The organism is Ruegeria sp. BB10 (genome assembly GCF_056535725.1).
In genome coordinates this window covers 294,798-321,464 of sequence record NZ_JBQFIW010000001.1, presented here as the reverse complement: position 1 = coordinate 321,464, position 26,667 = coordinate 294,798, and the positions used below count along the sequence as shown (strand labels likewise).

The 26,667-nt window shown below is 58.2% G+C and carries 25 protein-coding genes; 6 read left to right on the top strand and 19 right to left on the bottom strand.

Translation table 11 applies throughout. The features are described from left to right. Positions 1-8: 8 nt before the first annotated feature. The 9 genes from ACR3EP_RS01640 to ACR3EP_RS01600 form a co-directional block, all read right to left on the bottom strand. Complete coding sequence (locus ACR3EP_RS01640) at positions 9-1,010, bottom strand: cell division protein FtsQ/DivIB (protein ID WP_480635995.1); 1,002 nt, start codon at positions 1,008-1,010, stop codon at positions 9-11. Then, a complete protein-coding gene (locus tag ACR3EP_RS01635; protein ID WP_170360258.1) occupies positions 998-1,921 on the bottom strand; it encodes a D-alanine--D-alanine ligase in 924 nt (307 codons plus the stop codon). The genes ACR3EP_RS01640 and ACR3EP_RS01635 overlap by 13 nt, the downstream gene beginning before the upstream one ends. A 101-nt stretch (positions 1,922-2,022) precedes the next feature. Beyond that, entirely contained in the window at positions 2,023-2,952 is a 930-nt protein-coding gene (gene murB, locus ACR3EP_RS01630) for a UDP-N-acetylmuramate dehydrogenase (RefSeq protein ID WP_425080997.1), read from the bottom strand. A gap of 792 nt (positions 2,953-3,744) precedes the next feature. Continuing rightward, positions 3,745-3,993 carry a DUF2484 family protein gene (locus tag ACR3EP_RS01625; protein ID WP_170348045.1) on the bottom strand — a complete coding sequence of 83 codons (249 nt, stop codon included), beginning with the start codon at positions 3,991-3,993 and terminating at the stop codon, positions 3,745-3,747. Beyond that, positions 3,990-4,238: a DUF2484 family protein gene (locus ACR3EP_RS01620; protein ID WP_170548058.1), complete on the bottom strand. Its 249-nt coding sequence runs from the start codon at positions 4,236-4,238 to the stop codon at positions 3,990-3,992. The genes ACR3EP_RS01625 and ACR3EP_RS01620 overlap by 4 nt, the downstream gene beginning before the upstream one ends. 75 nt (positions 4,239-4,313) lie before the next feature. Then, positions 4,314-5,723, bottom strand: a complete 1,410-nt coding sequence (gene murC, locus ACR3EP_RS01615; protein ID WP_480635993.1) for a UDP-N-acetylmuramate--L-alanine ligase — start codon at positions 5,721-5,723, stop codon at positions 4,314-4,316. Beyond that, positions 5,720-6,817, bottom strand: a complete 1,098-nt coding sequence (locus ACR3EP_RS01610; RefSeq protein ID WP_480635992.1) for a UDP-N-acetylglucosamine--N-acetylmuramyl-(pentapeptide) pyrophosphoryl-undecaprenol N-acetylglucosamine transferase — start codon at positions 6,815-6,817, stop codon at positions 5,720-5,722. Before ACR3EP_RS01610 ends, murC begins: the two co-directional genes overlap by 4 nt. Continuing rightward, entirely contained in the window at positions 6,817-7,980 is a 1,164-nt protein-coding gene (gene ftsW / locus ACR3EP_RS01605) for a putative lipid II flippase FtsW (RefSeq protein ID WP_170348041.1), read from the bottom strand. Before ftsW ends, ACR3EP_RS01610 begins: the two co-directional genes overlap by 1 nt. Before the next feature lie 214 nt (positions 7,981-8,194). Beyond that, on the bottom strand, positions 8,195-8,530 hold the full coding sequence (locus tag ACR3EP_RS01600; protein WP_170374536.1) for a cupin domain-containing protein: 336 nt from the start codon (positions 8,528-8,530) through the stop codon (positions 8,195-8,197). 181 nt (positions 8,531-8,711) lie between these two features. Here ACR3EP_RS01600 and ACR3EP_RS01595 point away from each other — a divergent pair, with 181 nt between their 5' ends. After that, a complete protein-coding gene (locus ACR3EP_RS01595; protein WP_480635990.1) occupies positions 8,712-9,890 on the top strand; it encodes a BaiN/RdsA family NAD(P)/FAD-dependent oxidoreductase in 1,179 nt (392 codons plus the stop codon). Here the strand turns inward: ACR3EP_RS01595 and ACR3EP_RS01590 are convergent. The 9 genes from ACR3EP_RS01590 to mraZ all read right to left on the bottom strand — a co-directional run bounded on the left by ACR3EP_RS01590 (position 9,887) and on the right by mraZ (position 19,568). Then, positions 9,887-10,261 carry a glycine zipper family protein gene (locus ACR3EP_RS01590; RefSeq protein WP_254428516.1) on the bottom strand — a complete coding sequence of 125 codons (375 nt, stop codon included), beginning with the start codon at positions 10,259-10,261 and terminating at the stop codon, positions 9,887-9,889. The two genes, ACR3EP_RS01595 and ACR3EP_RS01590, sit on opposite strands and share 4 nt — an antisense overlap. A 108-nt stretch (positions 10,262-10,369) precedes the next feature. Then, positions 10,370-11,767 (bottom strand): UDP-N-acetylmuramoyl-L-alanine--D-glutamate ligase, encoded by a 1,398-nt coding sequence (gene murD / locus ACR3EP_RS01585; protein WP_480635988.1) that lies wholly within the window; start codon positions 11,765-11,767, stop codon positions 10,370-10,372. A 150-nt stretch (positions 11,768-11,917) separates the two neighbouring features. Beyond that, positions 11,918-13,000, bottom strand: a complete 1,083-nt coding sequence (gene mraY, locus ACR3EP_RS01580) for a phospho-N-acetylmuramoyl-pentapeptide-transferase (protein WP_170360278.1) — start codon at positions 12,998-13,000, stop codon at positions 11,918-11,920. A gap of 24 nt (positions 13,001-13,024) precedes the next feature. Next, the gene (locus ACR3EP_RS01575; RefSeq protein WP_480635986.1) at positions 13,025-14,419 is read right to left on the bottom strand and encodes a UDP-N-acetylmuramoyl-tripeptide--D-alanyl-D-alanine ligase; all 1,395 of its coding nucleotides are present in this window, start codon (positions 14,417-14,419) and stop codon (positions 13,025-13,027) included. After that, on the bottom strand, positions 14,416-15,897 hold the full coding sequence (locus ACR3EP_RS01570; protein WP_480635984.1) for a UDP-N-acetylmuramoyl-L-alanyl-D-glutamate--2,6-diaminopimelate ligase: 1,482 nt from the start codon (positions 15,895-15,897) through the stop codon (positions 14,416-14,418). Before ACR3EP_RS01570 ends, ACR3EP_RS01575 begins: the two co-directional genes overlap by 4 nt. A gap of 21 nt (positions 15,898-15,918) precedes the next feature. Next, a complete protein-coding gene (locus ACR3EP_RS01565) occupies positions 15,919-17,706 on the bottom strand; it encodes a peptidoglycan D,D-transpeptidase FtsI family protein (protein WP_170548052.1) in 1,788 nt (595 codons plus the stop codon). Further along, positions 17,703-18,071: a cell division protein FtsL gene (ftsL, locus tag ACR3EP_RS01560; RefSeq protein ID WP_170348029.1), complete on the bottom strand. Its 369-nt coding sequence runs from the start codon at positions 18,069-18,071 to the stop codon at positions 17,703-17,705. Before ftsL ends, ACR3EP_RS01565 begins: the two co-directional genes overlap by 4 nt. Then, on the bottom strand, positions 18,068-19,060 hold the full coding sequence (gene rsmH / locus ACR3EP_RS01555; protein ID WP_480638986.1) for a 16S rRNA (cytosine(1402)-N(4))-methyltransferase RsmH: 993 nt from the start codon (positions 19,058-19,060) through the stop codon (positions 18,068-18,070). Before rsmH ends, ftsL begins: the two co-directional genes overlap by 4 nt. Before the next feature lie 4 nt (positions 19,061-19,064). Then, the gene (mraZ, locus tag ACR3EP_RS01550; RefSeq protein WP_480635983.1) at positions 19,065-19,568 is read right to left on the bottom strand and encodes a division/cell wall cluster transcriptional repressor MraZ; all 504 of its coding nucleotides are present in this window, start codon (positions 19,566-19,568) and stop codon (positions 19,065-19,067) included. A 909-nt stretch (positions 19,569-20,477) separates the two neighbouring features. Between mraZ and ACR3EP_RS01545 the strand changes: the two genes are divergently transcribed. After that, positions 20,478-20,702, top strand: a complete 225-nt coding sequence (locus tag ACR3EP_RS01545) for a DUF1127 domain-containing protein (protein WP_170374516.1) — start codon at positions 20,478-20,480, stop codon at positions 20,700-20,702. A 521-nt stretch (positions 20,703-21,223) separates the two neighbouring features. On the opposite strand, the gene ACR3EP_RS01540 is transcribed toward ACR3EP_RS01545, so the two are convergent. Then, positions 21,224-23,620, bottom strand: a complete 2,397-nt coding sequence (locus tag ACR3EP_RS01540; protein WP_480635981.1) for an ATP-dependent helicase — start codon at positions 23,618-23,620, stop codon at positions 21,224-21,226. Between the two features lie 189 nt (positions 23,621-23,809). On the opposite strand from ACR3EP_RS01540, the gene ACR3EP_RS01535 reads away from it, so the two are divergent. From ACR3EP_RS01535 to ACR3EP_RS01520, 4 genes are all read left to right on the top strand, one after another. Further along, positions 23,810-24,349: a hypothetical protein gene (locus tag ACR3EP_RS01535; protein ID WP_480635979.1), complete on the top strand. Its 540-nt coding sequence runs from the start codon at positions 23,810-23,812 to the stop codon at positions 24,347-24,349. Between the two features lie 109 nt (positions 24,350-24,458). Continuing rightward, the gene (locus ACR3EP_RS01530; RefSeq protein ID WP_480635977.1) at positions 24,459-25,232 is read left to right on the top strand and encodes a GGDEF domain-containing protein; all 774 of its coding nucleotides are present in this window, start codon (positions 24,459-24,461) and stop codon (positions 25,230-25,232) included. After that, on the top strand, positions 25,232-25,378 hold the full coding sequence (locus ACR3EP_RS01525) for a hypothetical protein (RefSeq protein ID WP_480635976.1): 147 nt from the start codon (positions 25,232-25,234) through the stop codon (positions 25,376-25,378). Before ACR3EP_RS01530 ends, ACR3EP_RS01525 begins: the two co-directional genes overlap by 1 nt. A 39-nt stretch (positions 25,379-25,417) precedes the next feature. Continuing rightward, entirely contained in the window at positions 25,418-26,554 is a 1,137-nt protein-coding gene (locus ACR3EP_RS01520; RefSeq protein WP_480635974.1) for an alpha-hydroxy acid oxidase, read from the top strand. The last annotated feature ends 113 nt before the right edge of the window (positions 26,555-26,667 follow it).

The following is a 26,667-nucleotide window of genomic DNA, read 5'->3' as shown; positions in this document are numbered from 1 at the left end:
CATGTTCGTTACTGCCCGTTACCCACTGTCACTTTTGTATTCCACCAGTCTTCGCTGGCAGCTTTGGTCATTCTTATTGTCGGGCGCTGCCCAAGCCGCATGTCCACCACGGCCACGTCACGCTCCAACAGGTCCTGCACTTCGTTCACGGCAAGCACACGTTCCAACGCGCGCACCGGGCGTTCGGTTGGCAACATGATGCGTTGGCCGCGATCCAGAACCAGATCCCAGCGGCGTTCACCGATCCGCACCAGACCGCGAACCCGGCCACCCAAGCTGCGGGCAGTGGTCACCAGTTGCAGCGCCTCGGCCACATGGGCATCCGCACCCTTGCCTGCGATCAGCGGCAGGTTGGTGTGTTCCTTACGCGAAGCGATGCGTTCCACATGCGCGCCGGTTTCATCCAACAGTTCGATCCCGCGGCGCGTGCGCCAGACGATGACGGGCTGACGCTCTTCAACATCCACTTGCAAGATACCACCGGGGCGCACCCGGACCGAGGCGGATTTGACCGGGTCCAGCCCGGTGATCGTGTCGCGGATCTGTTCGACATCCAGATCCCAGGAGCTTATCGGGAAATCCAACGGCACCACTTCGCGGATGTCTTCAGACAGATTGGTGCCCGCGCCATCAATCGCCATCAGATTGACCATGAATTCAGGCCGCTGCTGGATCGAGGTCTTGATGTCGGCCACATAGGCCACCACAGCCTCGCGCCGCTCGGTCGAGCCGAAATAGATCCCGGCCGCAGCGCAGAGCGCGAATATGGGCAAACCAACCCGCAAACCCCGGCGCACACCCGGCGTCAGCATCCAACGCTGCAATCGGTAATTCAGCCGCGACGGCGCCGGATCAAAGCGTTGCGATTTGCGACCGAACAGCTTGACCCCACTCAACCGCAGCTTTGGCTCCGCCTCGGACCGCGCGCCCGAGCCAAAATCCGCATCCGGTCCGGCCAGCGGCTTTGATCGGTGGATCACCGGCGCACGAGTGGCCCTTAGCGGTCGCATGAGGCGTCCTCCACCATCCACGCGCAAAGCTGGCCAAAGCTCATGCCGAAATGCTCGGCCTGTTCTGGCACAAGCGACGTTGGCGTCATCCCGGGTTGCGTGTTGGTTTCCAGCAGGAACAGCCCATCAGCCCCCATGCCGTCATCCCAACGAAAATCAGTGCGGCTTACCCCCTTGCACCCCAACGCATCATGGGCGCGCAATGCGTAATCCAGACAACGGTCAAAGATGTCTTGCGGGATTTCGGCTGGCAGCACATGCCAGGACCCGCCTGGCTTGTATTTGGCGTCATAGTCGTACCAACCACCATCGGTCATGATCTCGGTCACGGTCAGCGCGCGGTCCCCCATCACGGTCACTGTCAATTCACGACCTGCGATGTATTTCTCGACCATCACGAATTCAGGCATATCCTCGGACAGTTGCGGCGGGCCGTTTGACCCTTCATGCACGATATAGATACCGACGCTGGAGCCTTCGTTATTGGGCTTGGCGACGTAAGGAGGTTCCATAACGTGAACCTCGATCACCTCGATCTTTGGAACGATCACGCTGGGCACTACGGGCAGACCTACGGCCTGATACACCTCTTTGCTGCGTTGCTTGTCCATCGCCAGCGCCGAAGCCAGCACGCCGGAATGCGTGTACGGAATGCGCATCCACTCCAGCAGACCCTGCACGCAACCATCCTCACCCCAGCGGCCATGCAGGGCGTTGAAAACCACATCTGGTTTGATGTCTAAAAGGCGCGCGTAAAGGTCGGGACCTGCGTCCAGCTCTACTACTTCAAAGCCTTCTCCCCGCAGGGCGGCTGCGCATTCGCGCCCAGAGCTGAGAGACACCTCGCGTTCCGCCGAGGGGCCACCCATCAATACCGCCACTTTGGGGTTTGTCCTGCTCGACTTACCCACTTAGCGCCTCAATGTCCCAGGACCTTATGTAGTGGTCCGTACTGCGTTATGCCTTTGATCCGTCGCCTGAATTTGCCTGTTATGGTCTGACGGTTGGGGCTTTATTCTTTCAGCGGATCACCGACCCGCATGATTTCCCACTCTAGCGTGATGCCGCTTGTTTCGTAAACCTTTTTTCGCACCTCTTCGCCCAGACCTTCCAAGTCAGAAGCCGTGGCAGAGCCGGTATTGATCAGGAAATTCGAATGCTTTGGGCTCATTTGCGCCCCGCCCCGCGATGCCCCGCGCATACCGGCATCGTCGATGACTTTCCAGGCCTTGAGGTCATGCACGTCATCAGCGCGACCCGTGGACGAAAAGCCCGCCGGGTTGCGAAAGGTCGAACCGGCACTGCGGTCTTTGGTGGGTTGGGTCTCGTCGCGCTTTTGCAATTGTGCCGCCATGCGGGTGTGCAATTCCTCGGGGTCACCAGCCGGACCTTCGAAGGTAGCGGAAACCAATACCGCCCCGTCGGGCAGATCGGACTGACGGTAGCGAAAGTTCAGATCCTCTGGGCTCAGGTCCAGAACCTCACCCTGTCGCGTGACGATGGTGGCCTTGCGCAGCACATCCTCTGTGTAGCTGCCATAGCATCCCGCATTCATCCGCACAGCCCCCCCGATCGAGCCGGGAATGGTGCGCAGAAACGTCAGGTCCACACCCACATCCGCCGCCTTGCGCGCCACATGCGTATCCAGCGCTGCCGCGCCAGCGGTGACGGTGTTGCCATCGACCGAAATACCGTTGAACCCGCGCCCAAGCCGGATCACCACCGCGCGCAACCCGCCATCCCGAACAATCAGGTTCGAACCAACACCCATTGGGAAGACGGGAACCTCAGCAGGCAAGTCGCGCAGGAAGTGCTGAAGGTCTTCGATATCTGCAGGCTGGAATAAATAATCCGCAGGCCCACCGACCCGAAGCCAGGTTAAATCATTCAAAGGTCGGTTTTCAGTGAGTTTGCCACGAGGCGCAGGAAGTGTTTGAACCATGGCGCTCTGGTAGTTCGATTCTGTTCGCTTGTCATCTATCTGGACTAAGTTTTGCATACGCTTTGACCGCTGTCGGCTACGCAGACCTGTACTGAATCCCAAAACCAACCCGGTTCCCAAAGGAAAGGCTGTGAACATAACGAAAAGATTATAGAAGTCTTCGGCCCGCCACCACATCGGCTCTAACAATCCTACGTTGTCCGAAGCCAGAAACCCATAGGCACTGGACAAAACAAGAAACAACAAAAGATAGACGGGCCCACGAAAACGACCCCGTTTAACAAGATTGTGGGATGCCAGCCCGGATAAAAATACCGGAAGCGCCATCGCCAACACGACAGCGGCTACTACTTCAATTATCTCCAATCAGTGTCCTCATCTGAATGTTTGGTCAAAATGGTTCAGCTGTCCTCAACCAAGCGTTTCTTTGGAGCACAGCATTTTACCCTCTTGGGTTATTACACGGGCGCAATACTGGCATCAGACTTCAACTTCCTGAGCAAAATCCGGTGCAATCCACCAGTCAAAATTCCAAGGGTAAGACCTGGCACGAATTGGACGATCACGCTCGAGGTATAAGCGACTGTAAATAGCACAACGAACCCCTCGGCGCTCTGACTGGCGTACGCGCTAACAGGGGTCCAATACCACACGGCAAAAGAAACAAACAAAAATATAAGAAGATAGATCGGTCCTCTGAACTTCCCTTTAATAATAAGAATGTGTGAGGCTATCCAAATCAAAAACAGGGGCAGAAAGAATGCGAGAGTGTAAAATACGTATTCGACCATGTCAGTGTCCAACAAGCCGTCGCACCCAACGCCCCAGATAAATCACCGGCCAGCGCAGCACCGACATGCCTGCTGCCATTACAATCAACCCGATCCACGGTCCGTTCTGAAGCGTCACGTATCCCAAAATCGGAATCCCCACCGCAATCAGGATATAGGCGCGGGTCCAGTGATTGTCTTTGCTGGGGATCATCGCCAGCACATTTGCGGCAATTCCCCAAAGCGCGGCAAGGGCGATGGACAAGTTCATTTCTGAACCTCCGCACCGGTCCAACGGCGCCAGTAAAACCGGATGGGATTGCGGAACATGGATACAAAGGCAGCGCTAGCCAACAGCCCAAACACCCAGCCATAGTCATGGCCCAGCCAGACAATCAGAGCAGGCGCAGAGATGAATAACACAACTCCAGGCGGGAACTGCAGACGCATCGGCAACATGGCCACAATTGTCGAGGCCACGACCCACAAAGCTGCAAACATTACCGAATATGCCATATGCCCCTCCGAGGACATCCCGTCTGCGATTGCGACGTCACACTTTATAGTTGCAATAGGCGAGAGTCCATTGCCTCAGACCGCCTGTTTTTGCTGCAATCGAGCGGGCAATCCGTTGGCCCAAGCACTGATCGTACCTGCCCCCAGGCAGACGACCATATCTCCGGGACGCGCCTGTTCGCGAACCAGACGTTCAAGATCGCCTTCGTCCAGCAATGCGCGGGCGTGTCGATGGCCGTGGCGGATCAGGCCCTGCACAAGATCATCGCGGGATGCACCCTTGATCGGGTCCTCTCCGGCGGCAAATATGTCAGCGATGGCAACGACATCGGCGTCGTTGAAACACGTGCAGAAATCATCAAACAGGTTGGACAGGCGGGAATACCGGTGCGGCTGATGCACGGCGATGACCCGTCCCTCAGTGGCCTGACGGGCAGCTTTCAGCACAGCAGCAATTTCCACAGGGTGATGGCCGTAATCGTCAATGATGGTGACCCCATCAACCTCACCCACCTTGGTAAAGCGGCGGTTCACGCCACCGAAATTGGCCAGCGCATCACGAATTTCCGAGGTCTTCATGCCTAGGTGCCGGGCCACTGACGCCGCAGACAAGGCGTTTGAGACGTTGTGATCACCGGGCATCGGCAAGGTACAGCCTTCGATCACCGTGTCTTCGTATTGCAGGTGGATGTCGAAATGCGCGATGCCGCCTTTGTAAGTCAGGTTAACTGCACGTACATCGGCCTGCGCATTGAAACCATAGGTCCGCACGCGCCGGTCAGTGATGCGGCCAACCAGCGTCTGCACCTCGGCATGATCGGTGCAGCACACGGCCAGACCGTAGAAAGGCAAGTTCGACACGAACTCGTAGAAACCGTCGCGCAATTTGTCGAAGTCGCCCCAGTGTTCCATATGCTCGGGGTCGATATTGGTAACAATGGCTATGGTCGCAGGTAGACGATTGAACGAGCCGTCGGATTCGTCGGCCTCGACCACCATCCATTCGCCCTGTCCCATCCGCGCGTTGGAGCCATAGGCGTGGATGATCCCACCATTGATCACCGTCGGGTCGAAATCACCGGCCACCATCAACTCGGCCATCATGGTGGTGGTGGTTGTTTTGCCGTGGGTTCCGGCAATCGCGATGTTGGACTTCAGGCGCATCAATTCGGCCAGCATGTCAGCCCGGCGTACAACCGGCAGTCCGCGCGCGCGGGCACCGTCCAATTCCGGGTTGCCCGGTTTGATCGCGGTCGACACCACTACTACGGCGGCGTTTTCCAGGTTCTCGGCGCGTTGGCCGACAAAAATCTCGCCCCCCAAGCTGGCCAGACGGTCAGTGATTTTCGAGGCCTTCAGGTCCGACCCCTGCACCCGGTAGCCAAGGTTCAGCAGCACTTCGGCAATGCCCGACATCCCGATCCCGCCGATCCCTACGAAATGGATCGGCCCTACATCTTGCGGCAGTTTGGTTGCAGGATTCATGCGGTCTCCTTCTGCGCCAGTTGCTCGACAAGGGCCGTCAGACGCTCGGTTGCGTCCGGAGCTCCGGTCGAAAGGGCGGCATGGGCCATTTTTTGCGCGGCTTCAGGGTTAGTCAGAACTGCGGTGATTTGCTCGGTCAGCGAGGAAACGTCAAGGGCGTTTTCTGGAATCATGATCGCCCCACCCGCCTGTACCAGCCCGCGTGCATTGGCGGTCTGGTGGTCGCCTGCGGCAGCCGCAAACGGGATCAGGATCGAGGGTCGCCCGATGACCGAAATATCGGCAACGCTTGACGCCCCCGAGCGCGAGATAACCAACTGTGCATCCGACATGCGGCGGGGAACGTCGTGAAAAAACGGTTTGACCTCGGCACGGATGCCGTGATCAGCGTAGAACGCCGTAACCCGTTCGCCATCTTCGTCACGTGCCTGATGGGCAACGCGGATATGGCCGCGCAGCAATTCGGGCAAAGCTGCAATCGCGCCGGGCACCACATCGCTGAGGATGCGCGCGCCCTGCGATCCCCCCACCACCAGGATCGACATCGGGTAATCTCCGGGCGGAATGTAACCCGCCGCCGCGCGTTCAAGAACGGCGGCCCGAACCGGATTGCCAGTATGGATGCCCTTTGCCCCCTCGGGCAGGTCCGTGGGCCAAATACCGCAAGCTACCTGAGACACGCGGGTCGCAAACAGCTGGTTTACCCGTCCCAGAATACCGTTCTGTTCATGGATCATGCGCGGGATTTTCAACATCGTCGCCGCGCCCAGCGCCGGGATCGAAGGATAACCGCCAAATCCCACAACCACATCCGGCCGGTCGCGCATCATCTGCAATGACATGCTGGTCACGCCACCCGCAATCTTGGGTCCGACCAGCGCCTTTGCGGCCAAACCACCACGCGCGAAAGTGGCCGAGGACGCCTCGACAATTTCGGTCGAGTGCGGGAAGCCACTGGTATACCGTGCGCCGCGCGTATCGGTAGACAGGCGCACGCGCCAACCTTTTTGCAGCATCGCCTCGGCCAGCGCTTGTGCCGGGAACATGTGCCCCCCGGTGCCGCCAGCTGCAATCAGAAGGTAGGGTTTGTTCATTAACCTCGTCCGCGCAGAATATCGCCAAGCTCGCCCTGTGGGCGGGTGCGGGTGAAGGCCAACAACATGCCAACCGCGATGCCGCCCGCAATCAGGGATGAACCACCATAACTGACAAACGGCAGCGTCATGCCCTTGGCGGGCAGAAGCCGCACCGCAACACCCATGTTGATCATGGCCTGGACGCCAAACATGCAGGCCAGACCTGTGCCTGCCAGACGGATGAACATGTCCCGCTCGCGCATCAACCGCAGCAGCGAGCGTACAACGATGATCGAATAGAGCGCGATGATGATCAGCACCAGGATCAGGCCGTATTCCTCAGCCGCGACAGCGATGATAAAATCGGTATGCGCATCGGGCAGCGACCATTTTACCTGCCCCTCGCCCACGCCAACACCGAACAATCCACCTTCGCGAATGGCGTTGGTGGCATAGCCCAGCTGCGTGGTCGGATCGACCTCTTGGTTCAGGAACCCGTCGATGCGGCGGGCAAAGTGTTCCGAGTTCGAATAGGCCAGCATACCGCCCAGCACGACCGCCCCGGCCATACCCAGCAGAAGCAGCATAGGTGCCCCTGCCACAAAATACATCACGCCCCAGCCAAACAGGATCAGACAGGCTTGACCGAAATCAGGTTGCAACACCAGCATGCCAACGATGGCCATGCACAGCGCAAAGGACCATAACCGCCCCGGAGGACCGTTGATTTCCTGCGACGCGGCCAGCAACCATGCGGCCACGACAATAAAGCCGGGCTTTAGAAACTCGGATGGCTGCATCGAGGCAAAGCCCAGCGAATACCAACGCACTGCCCCCTTGCCGAAATCGGTGCCAAAGACCGGCAGAAACGCCAGCGCCACAAACGACGCAAGAAAGCCCAGCACTGCCAGACGCCGCACCAGTGTCGGGGACATCATCGAGGTCAGCAGCATCGCAACCAGAGCCAGCCCGCCAAAGATCGCCTGCCGTTCGACATAGTGGAACGGGTCAAACCCGTTGCGCCCGGCCAACGGCGGCGACGAGGCCAGCCCCAGCAACAGCCCAATGACAAACAGGATCAGCACACAGGACATGGTCCAGCGATCAATCGTCCGCCACCACTTTGGTAGAATCGGTTCTCCGCGCTGGTCCTGGACCGCGCCATACACCATCTCAGTCATGAGATACCGCCACTTACTGCCTCGTTCACGCCCCGTTTTCGGGATCTGATTGAGAGTCTACAGACATTTTTGCGTTTGGGCTAGCGGAATGAGCGGGTATGCGGAAAACGGCCCGTCAGTGGCGGTGACCTTAGCAATTGGACAAACGGCCCCAATCCCATCGCGGTGTCAAAGGGGCTGAATAATGCCCGCGCAGGACAGCGCAGAATTTACGTCACTCTTTGATTGGATACCGATCCGGCTCTTCAAACACGTCGATCACACGGGTCCCGGCCTTGATCTGCCCGCCGTGTTCCACCCCGGCCGGAATCGAATAGCTGTCACCGGGACGGTAGGTTTTGGTAACTCCTCCGATAGTCAGCTCGACCTCACCTTCGATGACCGTTCCCCATTGGGCCCCATGTGAATGCAATGGAAGCTCCATATCCTGAAGAAACGTAAAAAACGCCGCGAGGCCGGCGTCAGATCTTATGACCGCCGTCTGCACGACATCCTCGGGGAAAGGCACATCCAACTTTGGAAACGCAGTAATAAAGTCCGGAAATCGCATCCATTCATCCTTTTTCGAAAACGCGCGTCAAAAGGGCAGCATGTCAGCGCGTTGGGTAGCTGGCAATCTGTATTTCTACTGAACAAAGCGCTTCACGTGCAGTGACGCATGAAGGCTTTAGCAACGTGCCGAAACCGCGCTGGCTCTTGCCTTCCTTCCAATTCCACGCCATGCGCAGCCCATGACATATGACACGATCATCCTCGGTGCCGGTGCAGCCGGTATGATGTGCGCGATCCATTGCGGTGGGTGCGTTCTGGTGATCGATCATGCCAAAGCGGCCGGAGAGAAAATTCGCATCTCAGGTGGCGGGCGTTGCAATTTCACCAACATGTACGCCGGGCCGGGCAACTTCCTGTCGCAAAACCCGCATTTCTGCAAGTCGGCCTTGGCGCGATATACGCAGTGGGATTTCGTTGACCTGGTCGGGCGCCACGATATCGCGTGGCATGAAAAAACCCTTGGCCAATTGTTCTGCGACGGTTCCTCGAAACAGATCATTCAGATGCTGTTGACCGAGATGGAGCGCGCCGGGGCCGATCTGTGGGTGCGTACCGAGTTGAAAGACTTGCGCAAGACCGAGGCCGGTTTCGCGCTGGAAGTCGACCGCGAAGGGCAGCGCCTCAGCCTGACTTGCACCAATCTGGTTCTGGCAACGGGCGGTAAGTCGATCCCCAAGATGGGTGCAACCGGCTTGGCCTATGATATCGCCCGCCAGTTCGGTCTGCGGATCACCGACACACGCGCAGCATTGGTGCCGTTCACCTTCTCGGACGGGAAATTCAAGGACCTTTCCGGCGTGTCCCTGCCCGCACGCCTGTCAAACGAGCGCACCAGCTTTGACGAGGCGCTGCTGTTCACCCATCGCGGCCTCAGCGGGCCATCGGTGCTGCAATTGTCTTCTTATTGGCGCGAGGGTGAGGCGATCCGGGTCAACCTGATACCCGATCTTCCCCTTTTCGACCTGCTGCGCGATCAGCGGCAGAGCGGGGGCCGCAAGGCCCTGACCACCGAACTTGCCCGCCACTTGCCAACACGGCTGGTGGAGTACCTAAGCCAGCATATTCCGATGCAGGGCAACCTGGCCGACCAATCCGACGCGGCACTGACCGATTTGATTACGGCCCTGTCCAATTGGCCACTGACCCCTTCTGGCACCGAAGGTTATCGCACCGCCGAGGTCACCCTGGGCGGGATCGATACTGATGATCTGTCGTCAAAAACGATGGAGGCCAGGGATGTCCCCGGCCTCTATGCGATTGGCGAAGCGGTGGATGTCACCGGTTGGCTGGGCGGCTACAATTTCCAATGGGCGTGGTCCTCGGGCCACGCTGCTGGAGTTGCAATCGCAACCCGTTAGCCGACGACGTTATAGCCACGTCCGCGCATACAGTTGCGCACGATGACTTCTTTATTCTGGTTTTTGTTGATCACGTCCGCACCGGCACCGACCAGAGCGCCAGCGACCGCTGCACGACCCAGATTGTCGCTGCTGTCCTGAACGATCCCGGTAACCGCAGCCGCACCTGCCGCGCCGATTGCGGCGTTCCCGGCGGTGGAGCCATCAACGCTGGCTTGCGATGCAGCCAGCTGTTGGCATTGCTGCAGATCCACGTTGTAGTTCGGGCCAATCGGGCCATCGACAATCGGCTGATAATTGGCACCAACATTCGTGCAGGCACCAGCCACCAAAACGGCGGGTAGGATCAGAGAAAACTTACGGTATGGCATAGTCATTACCTCGTGTTGAATTTGCCCGGAGCCAAACGTAATTGTCACGGCGCGTCAAGCTGATAGCACTGTAGCTTGGCCCAACCGGCGGTCTATTGCAAATGACTATCACGCCAGCCGTTGCCGAACCTGTTCAGCGAAGTCCTCTCCGCGCTGTTCAAAATTGTCATACTGATCGAAACTTGCCGCTGCAGGGGCCAGCAGCACCGTCTCTCCCGGTTGCGCATCTGACATGGCCTGCGCTACGGCTTCCGCCATTGTGGTGCAGACCTGCGCTTCGGCTTCAAGTTGAAGCGCGAAATTGGCAGCTTCGCGCCCGATCACATAAGCCTTGAGCACCTGATCCGCCGCGCCGTTCAACGCTGAAAGACCACCCTCTTTTTCCAGTCCCCCACAAATCCACCGGATCTTTTTAAACGCGCTCAACGCCTTCAGCGCGCTGTCTACATTGGTGGCCTTGGAATCGTTCACATAGGTCACGCCGTCCACTTCGGCGATAATCTGGCTGCGATGCGGCAAGCCGGGATAGCTGTGCAGCGCATCCTCAATTACGCGCGGCGCCAGCCCCAACGCGCGGCAGGCAGCATAGGCGGCACAAGCGTTCTGATGGTTATGAACGCCGGGCAGGCCCTTGATCTGACGCAGGTCGATTGACCCAGCCTGCCGCCCCTTGCGGTACTCCGACAAGAACCCCTTGCGTGCAAAGACCTGCCACCCCGGCCCGGTCAGTTTGCGCGCCACCGAGACACGGATGACCCGGTCGTCAGTCGGCCCTTCGGACAGCTGGCCCGCCAGAAACGCGCCTTCGTTTTCATCCACACCAATCACTGCGCGATCCGGTCCGCCCTCGGCAAATAACCGGCGTTTGGCTGCGAAATAGCCCCCCATCCCGCCATGCCTGTCCAGATGATCCGGAGACAGATTGGTGAACACTGCCACATCCGGCGTCAGAGCGCGGGCCAGATCGGTCTGATAGCTGGACAACTCCAACACAACCACCGACCCGTCTCCACCCGGATCAATATCCAGCACCCCGCGCCCAATATTCCCTGCCAGCTGTGCCTCACGCCCGGCTTCGGTCAGGATGTGATGAATCAATGCAGCGGTGGTTGATTTCCCATTCGACCCGGTCACCGCAATAACGCGAGGCGGAGTGTCATAGTTGTTCCATTCCGGCCCGGCAAAGGATCGGAAGAACAGCCCAATATCGTTGTCCACCGGCACTCCGGCGTCTAGCGCAGCAACCACAATCGGGTTCGGTTCGGGATAGAGATGCGGAATTCCCGGCGACACGATCAGCGACGCGATGTCGTCAAACGCCCCGTGGCGGTGCAAATCGGCGCAAGTGAAACCTTCTGCCTCGGCTGTTTCGCGAGCGGCGGGATTGTCATCCCAACAGACAGGCTCAGCCTTACCTGCCCGCAATGCACGGGCCGTGGCCAGACCCGATCGGCCAAGCCCCAGAACCGCAACCTTTTGCCCTGAAAACCCTTTGACCGGGATCATGCCGCCCACCTTCTTCTGACGTCCAATTGGCCGTCACACTGCGCAGAAGAAAACTCTATTGGCAAGGGCAACAAAAGGCTCGCGCGTCAGCGCGAGCCGGGCACAACAGGTGGCAGGTGGACCGCAGGTCCGCCGAACCTGGCGGGAGCGTTACCGGACTTTCAAAGTCGCCAGACCAATCATCGCCAGGATCAGCGAGATGATCCAGAACCGGATCACAATGGTCGGCTCGGCCCACCCCTTTTTCTCATAGTGGTGATGGATTGGTGCCATCAGAAACACGCGGCGACCGGTGCGTTTGAAGTACAGAACCTGAATAATCACACTCAGCGCTTCCACAACGAAAAGCCCACCGACAACGGCCAGTACCAGCTCGTGCTTGGTGGCCACCGCAATTGCACCTAGCGCGCCGCCCAAAGCCAGCGAACCGGTATCGCCCATGAACACAGCCGCGGGTGGCGCGTTGTACCACAGAAACCCAAGCCCCGCGCCAAACAGTGCCGAGGTAAAGATGAAAATCTCCCCCGTACCCGGCACGTAATGCACGTCCAGATATTCGGTAAAGTCGACCCGACCGACCGCATAGGCAATGATGCCAAGTGTCGAGGCCGCAATCATCGCTGGCATAATCGCCAGCCCGTCCAGCCCATCGGTCAGGTTCACGGCGTTGGCCGCGCCCACGATCACAACAATTGCGAACGGAATATAGAAAATACCCAGATTGACCAGCGTGTCCTTGAAAACTGGCACCGCCAATTGGTTCTGCAGCGCCTCAGGGTGATGCAATGTCGCCCAAAGCGAAGCCAGAACCGCAATAATCACCCCCAGCGCCATCCTTGTCTTTCCGGACACACCCTTAGTGTTCTGCTTGGACACCTTGGCATAGTCATCTGCAAAACCGATTGCCGCATAAGCCAGTGTCACAAACAACACCATCCAGACATAAGGATTGTCCCACCGCGCCCAGACCAGCGTTGAGGTCACCAGCGCACCAACGATCAGCAACCCGCCCATAGTTGGCGTACCAGCCTTGGAAAAATGCCCCTCAGGACCGTCGTCTCGGATCGGCTGACCTTTACCCTGTTTCCTGCGCAATACGTTGATCAGCGGCTTGCCGAAGATAAAGCCAAAGATCAACGCGGTCAGAAAGGCTCCGCCCGCACGGAAGGTGATATAGCGGAAGAGGTTAAAGAAATCCCCCCCATCCGACAGGGCGGTCAACCAATAGAGCATGTCAAAACCTTTCTCATGCGGAGGTCATGGGTCAAGCGCGCTCCCTTGCCCCATTTTCCGCAAACCGTCAACAATCTGAGCCAGCGCCATGCTCAGCGACCCTTTGGCCAGAACCGTATCGCCTGCCCGGATCAAATCCGGCAGATGCGCGGCCATTTCGGTGCTTGTTTCACTCCACAACCCGCGCTTGCCCTCGGGCAGCGCTGCATGCAGAGCCTTCATCAACGGACCGATACAGTGAACCTGATCGACCTGCGCCATTGCCGCGACATCCGCCATTCCGGAATGCATGGCGATTTCCTGCGTGCCCAACTCTTTCATATCACCCAAAAAAGCGACCCGGCGCGTGCCCTCCGCCGCAGCCAACACATCCAACGCGGCCTCCATCGAGGTGGGATTGGCGTTATAACTGTCATCCAACAGCTCAATCTGCCCGCCCGCCGCCAGCGGCAGCACCTCGCGCACGCCCCGCCCTTTGACCGGAGACCATTGGCGCAGACCTGCGATGGCTTCATCAAGATCAACACCCATTTCAACACAGGCCGCCAATGCACCCAGCGCATTCATGGCAAAATGCGTTCCTGCCGATTGCACGTCATAGGTGATGGTGGCATCCCCAACCGCAGCTTCCGCACGCACCGAGTCGCCTCCTTGCGAGATATCGGTCAAAGCGTAATCTGCAGCCTTACGGCCAAAATCAACGATACCGGCCCCGTAGTCCTGCGCGATCTGACGCAAAATTTCTGCGTGTTCGATATCTGCATTCACGATGGCCGCTCCACCGGGTTCGAGCCCTTCGAAGATCGCGGCTTTTTCCTGAGCGATACCCGCAACCGAATCGAACGCCTCAAGATGGACCGCCGCAACCGTCGTCACCAACGCCACATGCGGGCGTGCCTGACGCGCCAACGGGGCAATCTCTCCGGGATGGTTCATGCCGATCTCGATCACGGCGAATTCAATGTCGCGCGGCATCCGAGCCAGCGTCAGGGGAACGCCCCAATGGTTGTTATAGCTGGCCACGCTGGCGTGGGTTTTTCCCTGCTTTTCCAATATGGTCGCCAGCATTTCCTTGGTCGAGGTCTTTCCGACGCTGCCGGTAACACCCACCACGCGCGCGTCGGTTCGGGCGCGGCCTGCTTGCCCCAATGCCTCTAGCCCGATCTGAACATCATCGACTATCAACAGCGGAGCGTCTTTCGAAACACCTTCGGGAATGCGCGACACCAAAGCAGCACCCGCACCTTTTTCCAACGCCTGCGCCACAAAATCATGCCCGTCACGCTCGGCTTTGAGAGCAACGAACAAATCGCCCGGCTGAATGGTCCTGGTGTCGATCGATACGCCATTTACCGCCCAATCGGTCGTGGCGCGCCCTCCGGTGGCCTCGGCCGCCTCGGCTGCTGTCCAAAGCGTCATGCCACCCTCCCGTCCAGCGCGGCCACACTGATACTGGCCTGTTCCACATCATCAAACGGCAACACCTGATCACCGACGATTTGCCCAGTCTCATGGCCTTTTCCGGCGATCAACAGCGCGTCACCGGGTTGCAGAGCGTCAATGCCGCGCAGGATGGCTTCGGCCCTATCGCCCACTTCGGTGGCCTCCGGCGCACCCAGCAGAACAGCGGCGCGGATCGTGGCCGGGTCCTCGCTGCGTGGGTTGTCGTCGGTGACAAAGACAAGATCCGCATGATCGGCGGCTGCCTTACCCATCAGCGGGCGCTTGGTGGCATCCCGATCCCCACCCGCGCCGACAATGGCGATCAGGCGCCCCATGACATGCGGCCGCATCGCCTTGAGCGCCGTTGCCACCGCGTCCGGCGTATGGGCGTAATCGACAAATACCGCTGCGCCGTTGTCACGGGTCGCAGCCAGCTGCATTCGGCCCCGAACGGTTGTCAGGTGCGGCAAGGTTTCGAACACACGCTCGGGCTCTTCTCCGGCGGCGATGACCAGCCCGCAGGCAAGCAGGATATTCTCGGCCTGAAACCCTCCAATCAGGTTCAGACGGGTTTGCAGCACCTTGCCCTGCCAGGAAAACCGCAAGTCTTGCCCGGTTGCGTCAAAACGCTGACCGATTAGGCACAGATCGGCATCGCCCAGCCCGACGGTCAATACACTTTGACCCCGCGCTTCGGCTATTTTGCGAACCTCGACACCTTTGGGGTCGCTCATGTTGATTACCACGGTGCCGTCCTGTGGCAACACACGATCGAACAATCCCACCTTGGCGGCGAAATAGGCCTCGAAGGTTTCGTGATAGTCTAGGTGATCCTGCGTGAAATTCGAAAAGCCCGCAGCGGCCAGATGCACGCCATCCAGACGACGTTGTTCGAGCCCGTGCGAAGACGCCTCCATCGCGGCATGGGTCACGCCGTTTTCCGCAGCTTCGGCCAAACAGCGGTGCAAGGTAATCGGCTCGGGCGTGGTATGCGCCAGCGGTGCGGTCCACGCACCCTCAACCCCTGTTGTTCCAAGATTGACGGCGGCCAGTCCAAGTTCCATCCAAATCTGGCGTACAAATGTGGCCACGGACGTTTTTCCGTTTGTCCCAGTGACAGCCACGATGTGCTGCGGCTGGGCCCCAAACCAAAGCGCGGCACATCCGGCCAGCGCTTGACGGGGGTCTTCAACCACGATCAAAGCAGCGTCCGATGCGGCCAGTTCCTCCGCCGCTATTTCAGCGCCTTCGGCATCTGTCAGGATCGCAGCGGCCCCCATACGCAGGGCGAATTGTATGAACTCTCCACCATGTACGCGGGTGCCGGGAAGCGCAGCGAACAGATAGCCATCCTTCACCTCACGGCTGTCAACGGCCAGCCCGGTAATGTCGGGATTCGCCCCGCCCCGCGCAGTCAGGGCCAGTTGGCTAAGTGTTTTCGTCCTTGTGCCCATGACCCACCTCTGCTGGACAGCCTAATTTGAGGTCAGGGTTATAGCAGCGCGCGCCTCAGGCTCAAGCCGGGGACGCAACCCAAGTAGCGGGGCAATCCGTCCGATCAGCTCGGCAGCCACGGGAACTGCCGTCCAACCCGCCGTCCGCCGCTTTTCGCCGTAGGCCACGATGGACGGTTCATCCAGAGTGACGATCAACACATATTTCGGATCATAGGCCGGGAAGATCGTCGCGAACGTCGCGATTACCTTTTCATCATAATACCCACCGCGCGGCTTGGGCTTATCCGCCGTGCCGGTCTTACCCGCCACGTCATAGCCTGCAACATCGCCAAAGCTGGCAGTGCCATCTGTCACCACACGGCGCAGCATGTTCTGCGCCTGTTTCGCGGCGCTTTCGGACATGACTCGCGGCCCGTATTGAGCACCATTTTTGCGCAGAATGGTCGGGCTGACATAATGCCCGCCATTGGCTATCGCTGCATATCCGGCTGCGAGATGCATCGGGCTGGTGGATAGGCCATGACCGTAAGAAATGGTTACCGTACTCAGCTCGCCCCATTTCTTGGGCTTGAGCGGTTCACCGCCTGCGGCCTCGACAATTTCAAAGGGGGTGGGTTCGAACATGCCCAGCGCCTCAAGGAAATCCTGCTGACGACGCGACCCGATCTGCAAGGCCAATCGGCCCGTGCCACGGTTCGAGCTGTGGACGATCACATCCGCAACGCTGATCTTACCATAGTTCTTGCCGTTGAACTCACCAATCGGGAACCGTCCGATCCGCATCGGACCAGAGGTGTCGATGATTGTCTCAGAATTCACTAACCCCAACTGAACAGCCTGTGCGGCAGTAAAGATTTTGAATACCGAGCCCAGCTCATAAACGCCCTGCACATAGCGATTGAACAATGGGCTGTCCGACGGATCAAACCCCGAGGTTGGCGGGCGCGGACGGTCGTTCGGATCGAAGGACGGCAGCGACGCGGCCGAGATGACCTCGCCCGTGTGTGCGTTCATCAGCACCGCCGAGGCCCCTTTGGCGTTCATGATCTTCATGCCGCCATACAAAACCTGCTCAACCGCCGCTTGAATGGTCAGGTCCAGCGAAAGTTGCAGCGGTTTGTTGCCGTTGGCCGGGTCACGCAGATAATCGTCGAATTGCTTCTCGACCCCCGCCACGCCGATAACTTCGGCGGCGCTGACGCCTTCGCGGCCAAAGCCCGAACCACCCAGAATATGCGCGGCCAGACGCCCATTCGGATACAACCGCATCTCGCGCGGGCCAAATAAGATGCCGGGATCGCCGATATCATGCACCGCCTGCTTCTGTTCCGGTGAGATACGTTTCTTGATCCACAGGAACTTACGACTACCGGTGAAATCTTTGACTAGACGCTCTTTTTCCAGATCAGGGAAGATCGCCACCAGCTGATCTGCAGCGGCGACTGGGTCGATCATTGCAGGCGGCTGGGCATAGACAGAATAGGTGTCCAGATTTGTCGCCAGAATGCGCCCCTCGCGATCCACGATATTTGCGCGCTGCATCGCAATCGCAGCACCGGGGGCGCTTGCCAGCGGCTCTTGTGCCTCGGACGTCGCAAGCATGCCCATTCGGACCCCTACCACCGAGAAAGCGCAGAAGAAGAACAGGCCCAGCACCAGCAAACGCCCTTCGGCGCGGGCACGGGCGCGATCTTTCATGTCTTCGTGACGCTGACGGATGTTTTCCCGCTCGATCGCCTTTGGGTTTTCCCCGCGGGCGCGAGCGTCAAGAACACGGGCCAGGGGGCGCAGAGGGGTACGGGTCATGGGATCTGCACCTCGCCCAGCGCCTGAGTACTGGTGATCGCCTGCAACTCGACCGGGTCGACGATAGGCAGGTCCGGGTCCTCGGCGTAAGAAATCTGATCAGCGCGTCCGAATTGTTCGGCGCGCAGCGGCAACAGGCCCAGACGTTCAAAGTTCAGGTCGGCCAATTCGCGCAGCCGGTCGGGACGGTTCAGGTAAGCCCATTCGGCGTTCAAAACGGCCAGCCGCACCTGCGCCATGCCAATCTCGCGCTGTAGCTTCTGAGTTTCCTTCACCACTTGCTGGGTGCGGTAATTCTCTTGATACGCCCAAAGCGCCAGTCCGAACACGGCCAGAGCAGTCAACACATACAAAACACTCTTCATTTTGCCCTTCCCCCCAGTTGCGGCATCCCAATGGCGCGGGCATCAATTTCCCCTGCCGGAGCCTCAGTCCGTACCGCCACACGCAGCTTGGCCGAGCGCGCACGCGGATTTTCCTGCAATTCCTGTTCATCCGGACCCACAGCTTTGCGGGTCTTGAGCGTGAACTGCGGCAGTTCTTGTTCCATTTCAGGTGCATAGCGATTGGCACGCCCGGTCTTGCCTGCGCGGGACTGAAAGAACCTTTTGACCATCCGATCCTCGATGGAATGGAAAGTCACAACAGCCAGTTGCCCGCCTGGCTTCAACGCGCGTTCGGCAGCCATAAGCCCCTGAAACAGCTCTTCATATTCCGCGTTCACTGCAATCCGCAGCCCCTGAAAGCTGCGCGTTGCCGGGTGCGACTGCCCCGGTTTGGGGCGCGGCAAGCAAGATTCGATGATCTGAACCAGACGCAGGGTCGTCGTAATCGGGTCATCCGCCCGCGCTTTCACAATCGCCTTGGCGATCCGTCGGCTGGCGCGTTCTTCACCATAGTGGAACAGAATATCGGCCAGTTGGGCCTCGGTCGCCGTGTTCACCAGATCGGCGGCGCTCTCACCCTCCTGGCTCATTCGCATGTCCAGCGGGCCGTCCTTCATGAAGGAAAAGCCACGCTCGGCCTGATCCAACTGCATGGACGAGACGCCGAGGTCCAGCACCACGCCATCCAGATCTTGCGCGTATTCATCCATGCGGGAAAACACCCCGGGCTGCATAACCAGCCGGTCGCCATAGCCACCCGCCCAGTCTGCCGCCATCTCAAAGGCCAACGGATCACGGTCTACGCCAATGACTTTGTCAGCCCCGGCCTCCAGTAGGCCACGTGTATAACCACCCGCCCCAAACGTCCCATCCAGCCAAGCACCGGACACCGGCGCCACAGCGGCCAGTAATGGGCGCAGCAGAACAGGGATATGAGGTTTGTCGGAAGGGGTGTCAGCGCCGGCCATGCCGTCACGCGTCCCCGACGCCATCTAGGAACTCCAGAGGATCGAAATCCTCGGGCTGTTCGTCCAGCCAATCTTCGGCGGCCGCCAGCTCTTCAGACTCATATGTCTCAGGCTTCCAGATCTGGAACGTATCACCCGCGGCAATAAAGAACGCCTCGTTTTCAAGCCCGATCTTGGTGCGCAACTTGACCGGCAGCACAAGGCGACCCGTCTCATCCACAGTTGTCGGGAAAGACTGACCGTGGAACATGCGCTGCAGCATCTTCCGCTGCATCGAACCACGCGGAAGCGCGTCAATCTTGTGATCGACCTCGTCAATCGCCTGCATGGTATAGCATTCAAGGAATTTGCGGCGGTGATCTCCATAGACGATCACCAGTTCGGGGGTATCACCGGGCTGCCAGTTCGGGTCCGAAGCCTCAAGCACACGGCGAAACGAGGCCGGGATCGACACCCTACCCTTCGTATCCACCTTGTGGTGGCTTTCACCTCTAAACCTGCGCGCCAAGACGACTGTCCCTTTCGCTTGCGCCCCACCCAAAATCCACGTTCCCCCCGGATGAAAAACGGCGGGTTGATCTGCTGCCACTGATCAACCCGCCGCATTGACCCGCTTTGCGGGATGTCCAGCTGCGCGCGCCACCTGGGGGGATGTCTGCTCGCCCGCGCGCCGGATCTCTTGATTGATGAAAGCGAGATGCCTGTATGAAACCTGTTTTTATTGGTTCGGGGTCGTTTGGCGCCCCATGTGCCTCGTCCTCATCGGATAAACAAGGGATGCCATGGGAATTCATGGAAATCAATAGGAAACTTCAAGGCACTTAAGCAAGAATCGCAATATAGACACATGGCAATCAATTGAAAACCACCCGCGCTACACCATAATTAGAATTTATATCGAGGCAAAATACCATATATAGCTAAAAGTTTACACTGAACATCATGTCCCATGAATTCCCAAAAATTTTCCAGATTTTGGAAAATTCAATCACCCAGAGGTCAATCTCACAGCTTCCACCGTACGAATCACCTTCCATTTGCCGCCCCCTATGCAAATCGCCAAGGCATTCCCAGACGTCGCCCATGATTTCCCATGCACACCAGAACACTCTTTTAGTGAGGCAAGAGGCGCACCTTAATCAAAAGATGCTCAACTTAGAAACATCGCGCTTAAAGAAGCGGCAATTTTTACTAACCAGTAAAATTCGGAAGATTGCCACCGTGGGCAAGGCACTCATAAAACTCCTGTTTTTAAGGCCCAAATGACAACAGCACACCAACACGTTGATATCTATGCATTTGCCGCATAGCAGCATTGACAAGTTCACCTATTGTGCATGTGCAGCATTTCCTTATCTTCATCCTCAAGCAAACGCCGAGACACAGCGGCAAAAACAAAACATATCGGGTAACACAGATGGCTGTAGCAACACATCAGACCGCGCTCAAAGGCGCACCGGCAACCGGCTTGGCATCACTGATTGAGGCTGCAAAAACCAGGTTCGTTCGGTACCGGGTCTACCGCCGGACTGTGAATGAACTGTCCGAACTGTCGAACCGAGAGCTGGCCGATCTGGGCCTGCACCGTTCGATGATCCGCCGCGTGGCAATGCAGGCGGCCGAAGAATACGTCGCGCACTAAGCGCGCACTGACATAACCGAGATCAGGTCCTTCCTCCTCCCTTTAGGATCTGTATTTCAGCGGCGATATCTCTCCTCCTCCCTGATATCGCCGCACCTTATACCGGCCCTGAAAGCCGGACACTGACACACCGGGTACTTCTCCTCCCTTTCCCGGTGTTAAAAGCGCGCGGCGACGTCTTCCTCCTCCCTGACGTCGCCGCGACTTACACATACCGGGATCAAACCCGGATTCGGATACATCAGGGCTCTTCTCCTCCCTGCCTTGATGTTGAAAGCCCGCGGCGACACCTCTCCTCCTCCCTGGTGTCGCCGCGACTTACACATACCGGGATCAAACCCGGGTTCGGATACATCGGGGCTCTTCTCCTCCCTGCCCTGATGTTGAAAAGAACGGCGGTTCCCCTCCTCCTCCCCGGGAACCGCCGTTTTTCTTTTTTCACAAATGAAACAGGGCGCCGCAGCCATGGCCGGGCGCCCCAAAAAAAACCGAGCATGTGCCGTCAGGAACATTCCTTTTGATTAAAAGGGTATGTTGTCCTTGGCCGACAGGAACCGCGAGACCACCTTTTTGGTGCCCGCCTTTTCGAAATCCACCTCGACCTTGTCGCCTTCGATGCCGATCACCGCTCCATAGCCGAATTTTTGGTGAAACACGCGCTCGCCCAGGGTGAAGCTGGCGACCGCGGTTGCATCGATCACCGTGTTGCGGGTTTCGCGTGGCTGAGACAGCCCATACTGCCCCTGCCGCGCTTGCATCCGCTTCCAACCGGGCGAGTTATAAACATTTGCCTCAGCCGCGCGGGTTTCGATCCCCGCCGCAGGCTGACCGCCGCCATAAAGCCCCGGAGGTGTCAGCACCTCAACATGATCCTCGGGCAGTTCGTCGATAAACCGCGACGGCATCGAATTTTGCCACTGGCCGAACACGCGTCGATTTGCAGCGAAGGATATCGTACAAACTTCTTCCGCGCGGGTGATACCCACGTAAGCCAGCCGTCGTTCTTCCTCGAGGCCCTTAAGGCCGGATTCGTCCATCGACCTTTGCGACGGGAACAACCCGTCTTCCCACCCGGGCAGGAACACGGCGGGAAACTCCAGCCCCTTGGCCGCGTGTAGGGTCATGATCGAAACCTTGGCCCCGTCACCCTCCTGCTCGTTATCCATAACCAGGCTGACATGTTCCAGAAACCCTTGCAGGTTCTCGAAGTTGTCCAACTGGTTCACCAACTCCTTGAGGTTTTCCAGTCGTCCTGGCGCCTCGGGCGTTTTTTCATTTTGCCAATGGGTGGTATAGCCGGACTCATCCAGAATGATCTGTGCCAGTTCGATATGCGACACCTCCGGCTCGCCGAACCGCGTGGGCGTAGTACCGTCATCAATAACCGAATCGTCGTCGACCTCGATCCGAGGCCCACGCGTCATCGCATTCCACCGGGCCAGCCCGTCGATCAACTCGCGCAGCGCCTTGCCGCCCTTGCCCTTGATCAACCCGTTATCGACCGCGATCCGCGCGCCATCAACCAGTGACACGCCATGCTCGCGCGCTGTCATCTGGATCGTCTGCTGCGCCTTATCTCCAAGGCCGCGTTTCGGAGTATTCACAATCCGCTCAAACGCCAGATCATCGCCGGGGCTGACCACCAGCCGGAAATAAGCCATGGCATCGCGGATCTCCATCCGCTCATAGAAACGCGGGCCGCCAATAACCTTGTAGGGTAAACCGATGGTCAGGAACCGGTCTTCAAACGCGCGCATCTGATGCGAAGCACGGACCAGAATGGCAATCTCATCCAGATTAAAGGGCCGCGCACCCCGAGTTCCGCCTTGCATCGCGTCGATTTCTTCGCCGATCCAGCGGGCCTCCTCCTCGCCATCCCAGTGGCCGATCAGACGAACTTTTTCGCCCTCTTGCGCGTCGGTCCAAAGTTCCTTGCCCAGACGGTTTTCGTTTCCGCGGATGACATTCGACGCAGCGGCCAGAATATGCGGGGTCGAGCGATAGTTCTGTTCTAACCGTACCACGTAAGCGCCGGGAAAGTCTTTTTCGAACCGCAGGATGTTGCCTACTTCGGCCCCGCGCCAGCCATAGATCGACTGGTCATCATCGCCTACGCAGCAAATATTCTTATGCGCCCCGGCCAGCAGGCGCAGCCATAAATACTGGGCCACGTTGGTATCCTGATACTCGTCCACCAGAATATAGCGGAACCAGCGTTGATATTGCTCCAACACATCCTGATGCGTTTGAAAGATCGTGACCATGTGCAACAGCAGGTCGCCGAAATCCACCGCGTTCAGCTCGCGCAGGCGGACTTGATACTGAGCGTAAAGCTCAATGCCCTTGTTGTTATAGGCCCCGGCATCCGCTGCGGGCACCTTGTCTGGCGTCAGAGCGCGGTTTTTCCAATCGTCGATGATTCCGGCCAGCAATCGTGCGGGCCAGCGTTTGTCGTCGATATTGGCGGCCTGAATCAACTGCTTAAGCAAACGCAACTGATCGTCCGTATCCAGGATGGTGAAATTCGACTTCAACCCTGCAAGCTCAGCATGGCGCCGCAGTAGCTTGACGCAGATAGAATGAAAGGTGCCAAGCCAAGGCATCCCTTCGGCCGGTTGACCCAACAGGCGACCCACACGGTCTTTCATTTCACGTGCGGCCTTGTTGGTGAATGTCACCGACAGAATCTCATTCGGTCGCGCCCGCGCCGTGCTGAGCAAGTGGGCAATACGCGCGGTCAGGGCTTTGGTTTTACCCGTCCCCGCCCCGGCCAGCATCAGAACCGGACCGTCCAACCGCTCAACCGCGTCACGTTGCGCCGGGTTCAACTCATCCAGATAAGGTGCGGGCCGCGCTGCCATAGCGCGTGCCGAAAGCGATGCGCCCTCAAAGGCGTCCATTTCGTCGAAACTGCTCATGACTCCAAACTACGCTGGTTCCGCGACAAGGGAAAGGGTTTGTTCACGGCTTGTTCACCTAAAAAGCAACAAATCCTTAGCTACAGCTCTGAGCAATTCGAGCTTTTTTGTCTGCTCCTATGCCGGTCTCGTTAACTCTCTCTCAAACTCTGGCCTCAATGCTGATGTCAGATTGCGAGGGGACGGGATATGAGCCTCACGGCTCGGGGACGGCTTGCCTATCGGATAAAATGGGCGGGGATCACCGTTTTGTTGATAGCGCTGGCGGCGGTTGCAGGTTGGGGAGTCTATTCTCTTCCGGCACCGGTTGTGGACCGAATGCTGAAAACTGACATATTGAAACAGTCCGAACTGTGGAAACGCCGCGTTGTTCTGCATCTAAAAGATCCCGAAACGGCGCTGCAAACCGGCAAGATCGACCCGCATGATGCCGAATTTCTTTCTTCGATGCCCGAAGCGTCGGATGTGTATCGGTTCAAAATGTTCGACACGGCCGGGCGCGTTATCTGGTCAACACGTCCCGAGGAAATCGGATCCTACGAAACGCGTGCCTTTTTCCGCAGTGATGTTGCACGCGGAATGACGCATTATATTCAGGAAGCGCTCCCACAGTCTGAGATCGACGGACTCGACCTGCATTCCGAAAGCACGCGTACCGCCGTGCAACATCAGGTGGCTGAGGTGTTCGTTCCGATCACAAAAAAGCGGACGCTTCATCGGCGCGATTGAGTTTTTCACCGATTTCACCGATCTGCGCACAACATTTATTACCCGACTGAGGGTTTCACTTTCGATCCTTTGCGGCATTGCTCTGTTCGCTTTGGCCAGCGTCTCATTGGTGACATATCGCACCAACCGTCTGCAGCTACGCGCGCTGCAACGGCAATCAGCCAAAGAACGCAACCTGATGGATGAACAACTTAGGTTGGCGCGTGAGGTACGCCTGTTGGGCGAATTGAATGAATGGCTACAGTCGAGCCGATCCCTGGATGAACTGTTCGACATGGTTTCACGGTTTATGACCCACATCCTGCCCGAGGCAGAGGACAGCGTCTATCTCTACTCCAACTCGCGCGATGTTCTGGATGGCTGCGCAAGCTGGAACGGCGGCACTCACAAGGCGCATATCCACCCTGAAGGATGCTGGGGTCTGCGTCGCGGTCGCACATACCAATACGGCGCGTCTGAGATTGATTTTGTCTGCGAACATGCCGAACCCCATGATGGCCGCCCCTATTTCTGTTTTCCCATTCTGGCGCATGGCGAAACAGTTGGCCTGCTCCATCTGCGGGCGCATGAAGGCAGCCAAAAAGTGTTTCATTCCAATAGAAAACTGGCCCAACTGTGCGCGGAACAGATCAGCAAGGCGATTGCAAACGTGCGAATGCGGGACCAATTGCATGACCAATCGGTCCGTGATCCGCTGACCGGCTTGTTCAATCGCCGACATATGACCGACACGTTGCGCAAATCCATCAGCCGCAGCCAACAGACAGGCGCACCGCTGAGCTTGATCGCTGTGGATGTGGACCACTTCAAGAAATTCAACGACACCCATGGTCATGATGCGGGCGACATGGTGCTGCGCGCGGTTCTATGCCGCAGGATTTGATGCGTGCATCGGATGACGCCCTGTATGTGGCCAAAGACAAGGGTCGAAATCAGGTGCAGGTCGCCAATGGCACTGATCCGGCACAGGGTAATAAAAGCAAGCCCGAGCAACCGACCAAATCGACAACTCAGGCATCAGCGGCCTGAAAACCTTGCAGAATCACTGTGTAGGTCGGATCAATTCGTATGGACCTGCACAGCTCATTCCCCAGCATTGGCGATCTGAAACGCCACGCACGGCGCAAGGTTCCGCATTTCGTATGGGAATATCTGGATAGCGGTACAGGGTCCGAGGTCACGCTGCACAAAAACAGGGCCGCACTGGATGATGTGGAGTTTTTACCCTCAATCCTGCACGGTCCTATCGAATGTGACACCAGCACACGGTTTTTGGGCCAAGACTTTCCCTTGCCCTTCGGTATTGCGCCGATTGGAATGTCGGGGCTGATCTGGCCGGATGCTGAGAAACTGCTGGCCCTCGCCGGTGCCAAGGCAGGGTTGCCGTATACTTTGTCGACCGTCGCCAGCCAAAGCCCCGAAGATCTGGCTCCTCATCTTGGTCAAAACGCCTGGTTTCAACTTTACCCTCCAAAGGACCCGGATATTCGCGCGGACATGTTAGGTCGCATCAAATCCGCCGGGTTTTCAACGCTTGTGCTGACAGTTGACGTCCCGGTTGCATCGCGGCGCGAACGGCAGGTGCGATCTGGCCTGACCCATCCACCCCGACTGACGCCACGTTTGCTGGCGCAGATCGCCCAACGCCCGACTTGGGCCTTGGGCATGGCGCGACATGGTATGCCGCGAATGAGGACGCTCGACAAATACATCGATGGCGATAGCGCGCTGTCCCCCACGGCGCATATCGGATACCTGCTGCGCACATCGCCGGATATGGACTATGTCAAATGGTTGCGCGATGCATGGGATGGTCCGTTCGTTTTGAAAGGCGTGATGCGCGCCGAAGACGCGGCTCGCCTGAAACAAGCCGGTGTTGATGCGCTCTGGGTCTCGAATCACGGTGGGCGGCAGTTCGATGGCGCCCCGGCTAGCATTTGTGCGCTTCCCGCCATACGTGCGGCCACAGACTTGCCGCTGATCTTTGACAGTGGCGTTGAAGGCGGGCTTGATGTTCTGCGAGCTTTGGCGCTTGGGGCGGATTTCGTCATGCTGGGGCGGGGTTTTCTTTATGGGTTGGCTGCCCTTGGGTCACGCGGCCCGGCCCATGTCATCGACATTCTGCGACAGGACATGCTGGCGAATATGGGCCAGATGGGTTTGGCAAAGTTGGATCAACTTACGCTACGTCAATACAGCAATTGATGCTGCAGCGCAGAATTGCTAGTAAGTTTGCGCCACCAAGCGGCGTTTGCGAGCGTTAACATGCCGGTTCTACCCAGAACGACTGATATACGAGCGCGTATTGTCCGCCTATG

What these genes read in the sequence shown, in the direction of transcription:
- ACR3EP_RS01640 (WP_480635995.1), bottom strand. Translation starts at nt 1,010, where the DNA reads ATGCGACCGCTAAGGGCCACTCGTGCGCCGGTGATCCACCGATCAAAG.
- murB (WP_425080997.1), bottom strand. Translation starts at nt 2,952, where the DNA reads ATGGTTCAAACACTTCCTGCGCCTCGTGGCAAACTCACTGAAAACCGA.
- ACR3EP_RS01625 (WP_170348045.1), bottom strand. Translation starts at nt 3,993, where the DNA reads ATGAACTTGTCCATCGCCCTTGCCGCGCTTTGGGGAATTGCCGCAAAT.
- ACR3EP_RS01620 (WP_170548058.1), bottom strand. Translation starts at nt 4,238, where the DNA reads ATGGCATATTCGGTAATGTTTGCAGCTTTGTGGGTCGTGGCCTCGACA.
- murC (WP_480635993.1), bottom strand. Translation starts at nt 5,723, where the DNA reads ATGAATCCTGCAACCAAACTGCCGCAAGATGTAGGGCCGATCCATTTC.
- ACR3EP_RS01610 (WP_480635992.1), bottom strand. Translation starts at nt 6,817, where the DNA reads ATGAACAAACCCTACCTTCTGATTGCAGCTGGCGGCACCGGGGGGCAC.
- ftsW (WP_170348041.1), bottom strand. Translation starts at nt 7,980, where the DNA reads ATGACTGAGATGGTGTATGGCGCGGTCCAGGACCAGCGCGGAGAACCG.
- ACR3EP_RS01600 (WP_170374536.1), bottom strand. Translation starts at nt 8,530, where the DNA reads ATGCGATTTCCGGACTTTATTACTGCGTTTCCAAAGTTGGATGTGCCT.
- ACR3EP_RS01595 (WP_480635990.1), top strand. Translation starts at nt 8,712, where the DNA reads ATGACATATGACACGATCATCCTCGGTGCCGGTGCAGCCGGTATGATG.
- ACR3EP_RS01590 (WP_254428516.1), bottom strand. Translation starts at nt 10,261, where the DNA reads ATGCCATACCGTAAGTTTTCTCTGATCCTACCCGCCGTTTTGGTGGCT.
- murD (WP_480635988.1), bottom strand. Translation starts at nt 11,767, where the DNA reads ATGATCCCGGTCAAAGGGTTTTCAGGGCAAAAGGTTGCGGTTCTGGGG.
- mraY (WP_170360278.1), bottom strand. Translation starts at nt 13,000, where the DNA reads ATGCTCTATTGGTTGACCGCCCTGTCGGATGGGGGGGATTTCTTTAAC.
- ACR3EP_RS01575 (WP_480635986.1), bottom strand. Translation starts at nt 14,419, where the DNA reads ATGACGCTTTGGACAGCAGCCGAGGCGGCCGAGGCCACCGGAGGGCGC.
- ACR3EP_RS01570 (WP_480635984.1), bottom strand. Translation starts at nt 15,897, where the DNA reads ATGGGCACAAGGACGAAAACACTTAGCCAACTGGCCCTGACTGCGCGG.
- ACR3EP_RS01565 (WP_170548052.1), bottom strand. Translation starts at nt 17,706, where the DNA reads ATGACCCGTACCCCTCTGCGCCCCCTGGCCCGTGTTCTTGACGCTCGC.
- ftsL (WP_170348029.1), bottom strand. Translation starts at nt 18,071, where the DNA reads ATGAAGAGTGTTTTGTATGTGTTGACTGCTCTGGCCGTGTTCGGACTG.
- rsmH (WP_480638986.1), bottom strand. Translation starts at nt 19,060, where the DNA reads ATGGCCGGCGCTGACACCCCTTCCGACAAACCTCATATCCCTGTTCTG.
- ACR3EP_RS01545 (WP_170374516.1), top strand. Translation starts at nt 20,478, where the DNA reads ATGGCTGTAGCAACACATCAGACCGCGCTCAAAGGCGCACCGGCAACC.
- ACR3EP_RS01540 (WP_480635981.1), bottom strand. Translation starts at nt 23,620, where the DNA reads ATGAGCAGTTTCGACGAAATGGACGCCTTTGAGGGCGCATCGCTTTCG.
- ACR3EP_RS01535 (WP_480635979.1), top strand. Translation starts at nt 23,810, where the DNA reads ATGAGCCTCACGGCTCGGGGACGGCTTGCCTATCGGATAAAATGGGCG.
- ACR3EP_RS01525 (WP_480635976.1), top strand. Translation starts at nt 25,232, where the DNA reads ATGCGTGCATCGGATGACGCCCTGTATGTGGCCAAAGACAAGGGTCGA.
- ACR3EP_RS01520 (WP_480635974.1), top strand. Translation starts at nt 25,418, where the DNA reads ATGGACCTGCACAGCTCATTCCCCAGCATTGGCGATCTGAAACGCCAC.